The following is a 5,840-nucleotide window of genomic DNA, read 5'->3' as shown; positions in this document are numbered from 1 at the left end:
TCCAGCGCGCGCTGGACCGGAGGGACAACGGCGGTGCCACCGGTCACTAGGACCGGTTCCGTACCACCTCGAAGGCGTCGATGCGCTCGCCGCTCTCGGCGAGCGCGGTGACCTTCAGCCTCGGGTGGGGGCCGGGCTCGGCCTCCACCGCGAGGAAGGAGAAGCCGGTGTAGCGGACTCGGGACCACTCGACCACGTCCGGGTCCGGCACGCGCGCCTTCGTCCAGTGGTAGCTGACGATGTGGTCCACGTCCTCGACGTGGCCCTCGTAGCTGTCCGGGACGCCCGGCGGGAAGCTGTAGAGCGCCTTGCCCGCGCCGCCCGCCGTCACGTAGACGATGCCGTCGCGGGTGGGGTCGGTCGTGGCGCCGATGGGCACCTGCCGGCCGACCTCGCCGCGCCGGATCGCGTCCGTGCGCTCGTAGACGTGGTTGTGGCCGTTGACCACCAGGGCGACCTGGTGCTTCTCGAAGAGGTCCAGCCACGCGTCGCGCACGCCGCCGTCGGAGGCGTGGGAGGCGGTGGTCGAGTACATGCAGTGGTGGAAGAAGACCACGACGAAGTCGACGGAGTCGTCGGCGCGCAGCGCGCGCAGCCGCTTCTCCAGCCAGGCCGTCTGCTTCCCGTCCGTGTAGCCCTTGTTGGCGGGGATCTCGTACGAGACGTCGTTCGCGTCGAGCGCCACCACGGCCACGTTGCCGTACGTGAAGGAGTAGACGCCCGGGGCCTGCCGCGGGTCAGGGCCGTTCTCCGGGAGGGACCAGCGGGCCGACTGGCCGCCGTAGCCGTTGGGGGAGTACCAGGCCTCCATGTCGTGGTTGCCGGTGGTCACCATCCACGGCACGCGCGCGGCCACCGACTCGGTCTGCGCCAGGAACTGGTCCCATACCCGGGCGTCGTAGGTGTCGGACTCCTTGCCCTGGCCGGCGGAGTCGGCGTAGCAGATGTCGCCCGCGTGCAGGTGGAAGGACGGGTTCTGGCCCAGGATCAACTGGTCGTTGGCGAGGGCGTCGTAGCTGACGCCCTGGTCGCCGAAGGCGGTGAAGACGAACTTCTCGGCCCGCGCCGGAGCGGTGCGGAAGGAGCCGACGGTCGCCACCCGGCTCGCCTCGGCGGGGTCGAAGCCCTCGTGCCCGACGCCGTAGTAGTACGTGGTCCCCGGGCGCAGCCCGTCCAGCGCGGCGTGCAGATAGAACTGGTCGACGGCCGGGAGCTTGCCGGAGAGCGAGGGCGTGTGCAGCTCGCGCACCTCCGCTTCGATCTTCTGGCTCAGGTCCCAGGGCTGGAGCCCCACGCGTACGAAGGGCCGGCGCACCGCGAACGGCACCTGCCAGGAGATCCGCATCTGCGTCCGCGGGTCGGCGCCGAAGGCGAGGTGGCGGCCGAAGGGGGCGACCAGGGAACCGTCGACGCGGACGGTGGCGGGGGAGTCGACGAGCGTGGGGCCCGCGCTGCCTCTCCCAGCTACCGCTGGGGGTGCCCCCAGAGCCGTCCAGGACGAGCCGGCCAGCAGGCCGATCCCGCCGGCCGTCCCCGCCGTGGCCGCGCCGCCCACGAGGACGCGGCGGCGGGAGAGCCTGGTGCGCAGGTACTCGTGCTGCTCCGGCATGCTCATCCGGTTCTGCAGGCTCTCCGGGATGCCGATACGGGGAGTGTCCATGTAAAGAGAACTTGCCAGGAGAGCCCAACTCCATGGCGTACAAAGGGTGAACGGCAGTCGACCGAACCCCCGGACGGCTCAGTGCGCGACCCCGCGGCGGTCCGCATCGCGGACAAGGCGTGTCGAACCCTGGGACGGGGAGTAGGGTGCGGAACATGTCTCGCAGCATCGACCTCGCAGTGATCCCCGGTGACGGAATCGGCCAGGAAGTGGTGGCCCAGGGCCTCAAGGTCCTCTCCGCCGTCCTGCCGCAGGACGTGAAGCTGGAGACCAGGAAGTACGACCTCGGCGCCCGGCGCTGGCACGCCACGGGGGAGACCCTCCCGGACGCGGAGCTGGAGTCGCTGAAGGGCCACGACGCGATCCTGCTCGGCGCGATCGGCGACCCCTCCGTGCCGTCGGGCGTGCTGGAGCGCGGGCTGCTGCTCAAACTCCGCTTCGCCTTCGACCACTTCATCAACCTGCGCCCGTCGAAGCTGTTCCCCAACACCGCCAGCCCGCTGGCCGGCCGCCCCGACATCGACTTCGTCGTCGTCCGCGAGGGCACCGAGGGCCCGTACGTGGGCAACGGTGGCTCGCTGCGCACCGGCACGCCGGCCGAGGTGGCCACCGAGGTGAGCCTGAACACGGCGTATGGCGTCGAGCGGGTGGTGCGGGACGCCTACGAGCGGGCGCAGGCGCGGCCGCGCAAGAAGCTGACGCTGGTCCACAAGAACAACGTGCTGGTGCACGCGGGCCACCTGTGGAAGCGGATCTTCGACGCGGTGGGCCAGGAGTACCCCGAGGTCACCACCGACTACCTGCACGTGGACGCGGCGACGATCTTCTTCGTCACGCAGCCCGAGCGGTTCGACGTGATCGTCACCGACAACCTCTTCGGCGACATCCTCACCGACCTGGCCGCCGCCGTCACCGGCGGCATCGGCCTCGCGGCCTCCGGCAACATCAACCCCACCGGCGAGTTCCCCTCGATGTTCGAGCCGGTCCACGGCTCCGCGCCGGACATCGCGGGCCAGGGCAAGGCCGACCCGACGGCCACCGTCCTGTCCGTCGCGCTCCTGCTGCGCCACCTCGGGTACGCGGAGGAGGCCGCCCGTATCGAGGAGGCCGTCGCCGCCGACCTGGCCGAGCGGGACGGCACGCCGCGCACCACCGACGCGATCGGTGACGCGCTGGCCGCCCGAGTATCCGGCTGACCGCCGGGTCCACCCGCCGGACGCCGCCGCCCCTCCCACCGGAAGGGCGGCCGCGCGGCACCCACCCGCCAGTCGGCCCGGCCGGTCAGTGACCGCGATCCACGACTGCCTCCCAGACCTCTCGGGCCGCACGTGTAGGTCCACGGCCCCGTCGCTGCGATAATCGGCGATGGGGCCGCTGTGCGAGGGGAAACTCGGACGTCCTAGCACCAGGAGGACGGCGGGTGCGGTCCGCTCTGACCTGACGCGAAGGACACCACACATGACGACGCCCACCACCGCCATCGAGCTCAAGCCCTCCTCGCACCCGCTCTCCGCGGCCGAACGCGCGGCGATCCTGGCCAACCCCGGCTTCGGCCGCCACTTCACCGACAACATGGTGACGATCAAGTGGACCGAGGGGCGGGGCTGGCACGACGCCCAGCTCGTGCCGTACGCGCCGCTGGCGATCGACCCGGCCAACATGACGCTGCACTACGCGCAGACGATCTTCGAGGGACTCAAGGCCTACCGTCAGCCCGACGGCACCGTCGCCACCTTCCGTCCCGAGGCCAACGCGGAGCGCTTCCAGGCCTCCGCCCGCCGCATGGCCATGCCCGAGCTGCCGGTCGAGACCTTCATCGCCGCCTGCGACGCGCTGGTCAAGCAGGACAAGGCGTGGGTGCCGAGCGAGGGCGAACAGGCGCTGTACCTGCGGCCGTTCATGTTCGCCAGCGAGGTGGGCCTGGGCGTCCGGCCCGCCAACGAGTACCTGTTCATGGTCATCGCCTCGCCCGCCGGCGCGTACTTCCGCGGCGGCGTCAAGCCGGTCTCGGTCTGGCTGTCGGAGGAGTACGTGCGCGCGTGCCCCGGCGGCACCGGCGCCGCGAAGACCGGCGGCAACTACGCCGCCTCGCTGGTCGCCCAGGCCCAGGCCCTTGAGCACGGCTGCGACCAGGTCGTCTGGCTGGACGCGATCGAGCGCCGCTGGATCGAGGAGATGGGCGGCATGAACCTGTACTTCGTGTACGGGGAGGAGGACGGCAAGCGGCGCATCGTGACGCCGGAGCTGAGCGGCTCGCTGCTGCCGGGCATCACCCGCGCCTCGCTGCTGCGCATCGCCGAGGATCTCGGCTACGAGGTCTCCGAGGGCCGCATCTCCGTCGACGACTGGCGCGAGGGCAACGCCGGCGGCTCGCTCACCGAAGTCTTCGCCTGCGGCACCGCCGCCGTGATCACCCCCGTCGGCTCGGTGAAGTCCGCGCGCGCCGACTGGACGGTGGGCGACGGGCAGCCGGGCGAGGTCACCATGCGCCTGCGCAAGGCGCTCCTCGACATCCAGACGGGCGCCGCGCGGGACGCCCACGGCTGGATGCACCCCCTGGGCTGACGCCTCGTCAGGCCGCGCCACGATCCCCTCGACGACCGGGAGTTGGGGGGACCGTGTGTTGCGTCCATCCGCCGTGAACGCAATGTACGCAAGTACGCGAGATCGTTGCGGTGTGCACTCTTGCTGCGGGCGGGGGCGCTCGGGCAGCGTGGCCCGTCATGGGACAGCAGCAGTGGAAGAAGATCTGGGTCGGCTCGGCCGGCAACATGGTCGAGTGGTTCGACTGGTTCGTGTACGCGAGCTTCGCGACGTACTTCGCCGGGTCCTTCTTCCCCAGCGGGAACCCCACCGCCCAACTCATGAACACCGCGGGCATCTTCGCGGTGGGCTTCTTCATGCGCCCCGTCGGCGGCTGGCTGCTGGGCCGCGTCGGTGACCGCAAGGGCCGCAAGGCCGCGCTGACGCTCACCGTCACGCTGATGTCCGCCTCCGCGGTCCTCATCGCGATCGCCCCGACGTACGCGGTCGCCGGCTACGGCGGCGCGGCCGTGCTGCTGGTCGCCCGGCTTCTCCAGGGGCTGTCCGTCGGCGGCGAGTACGCGGCCAGCGCCACGTACCTCACCGAGGCCTCCGCGCCCCACCGGCGCGGCTTCGCCTCCAGCTTCCAGTACGTGTCCATGACCGCGGGGCAGATCGCCGGGCTCGGCCTCCAGATCGTGCTCCAGCGCACGATGTCCGACGAGGCGCTGCACAGCTGGGGCTGGCGCATCCCGTTCATCGTGGGCGCGCTCGGCGCTGCCGTGGTGTTCTACCTGCGCCGCAACATGCTGGAGACCGAGGTGTACGAGACGGTGGAGGGCGCGGAGTCGGGCGCTGCGCAGGAGCGGGGCACGCTGCGGGCGCTGTGGCTCCACCGCCGGGAGGCGTTCCTGGTCATCGCGCTGACCATGGGCGGCACGGTCGCGTACTACACGTACACCACGTATCTGACCAAGTACCTCTCGAACTCGGCCGGACTGCCGAAGCAGACCGCGACGCTGGTCAGCTTCTGCGCGCTGATCGTCTTCGCGGCGCTCCAGCCGCTCGCGGGCCTGCTGTCCGACCGGATCGGGCGCCGCCCGCTGCTGATCACCTTCGCGGTGGGCTCCACGTTCCTCACCGTGCCGATCATGACGATGCTGCGGCACGCGGGCAGCTTCTGGCCCGCGCTTGGCCTCGCGCTCCTCGCGCTGGTCGTCATCACCGGCTACACCTCGATCAACGCCTGCGTGAAGGCCGAGCTGTTCCCGACGGGCGTCCGCGCCCTGGGCGTGGCCCTCCCGTACGCGATCGCCAACGCCCTCTTCGGCGGCACGGCGGAGTACGTGGCCCTGTGGTTCAAGGACGCGGGCGCCGAATCCGGCTTCTACTGGTACGTGGCGGGCTGCGCGGCCATCTCCCTGATCGTCTACCTCACCATGCGCGAAACCCGCGACATCGACCTTCTCGCCTCCGGCGCGGTCCGTGAGCCCGTCCCCACCCGCACGGTGCCCTGACCGCGCCCGCGCGCGGGGGGACCTGGCCCCTGGCTGGGCCCAGCTTGCGGCCGGTTCGGCACCGCGGGTTCCACCGCCGTGGGGGCCCGGCAATCGACCGGTTGCGGCGGTTCGGCACCGCCGAGCTCCACCGCGGTGGT

The 5,840-nt window shown here is 71.4% G+C and carries 4 protein-coding genes; 3 read left to right on the top strand and 1 reads right to left on the bottom strand.

The genetic code is table 11. The features are described 5' to 3' along the window. Nucleotides 1–46: 46 nt before the first annotated feature. Nucleotides 47–1,660, bottom strand: coding sequence for a purple acid phosphatase family protein (locus AOK16_RS12230; RefSeq protein WP_055472288.1), 1,614 nt, complete (start codon nucleotides 1,658–1,660; stop codon nucleotides 47–49). 155 nt (nucleotides 1,661–1,815) lie between these two features. Between AOK16_RS12230 and AOK16_RS12225 the strand changes: the two genes are divergently transcribed. From AOK16_RS12225 to AOK16_RS12215, 3 genes are all read left to right on the top strand, one after another. Beyond that, nucleotides 1,816–2,856 (top strand): 3-isopropylmalate dehydrogenase, encoded by a 1,041-nt coding sequence (locus tag AOK16_RS12225; protein WP_055472287.1) that lies wholly within the window; start codon nucleotides 1,816–1,818, stop codon nucleotides 2,854–2,856. 262 nt (nucleotides 2,857–3,118) lie between these two features. After that, nucleotides 3,119–4,225, top strand: coding sequence for a branched-chain amino acid aminotransferase (locus AOK16_RS12220; protein ID WP_055472286.1), 1,107 nt, complete (start codon nucleotides 3,119–3,121; stop codon nucleotides 4,223–4,225). Between the two features lie 158 nt (nucleotides 4,226–4,383). Continuing rightward, nucleotides 4,384–5,700, top strand: coding sequence for an MFS transporter (locus AOK16_RS12215; RefSeq protein WP_055472285.1), 1,317 nt, complete (start codon nucleotides 4,384–4,386; stop codon nucleotides 5,698–5,700). Nucleotides 5,701–5,840: the final 140 nt, after the last annotated feature.

The sequence above is a fragment of the Streptomyces pathocidini genome, from assembly GCF_001418495.1.
GTDB lineage: Bacteria > Actinomycetota > Actinomycetes > Streptomycetales > Streptomycetaceae > Streptomyces > Streptomyces pathocidini.
This window is presented reverse-complemented; position numbering and strand designations above follow the sequence as displayed.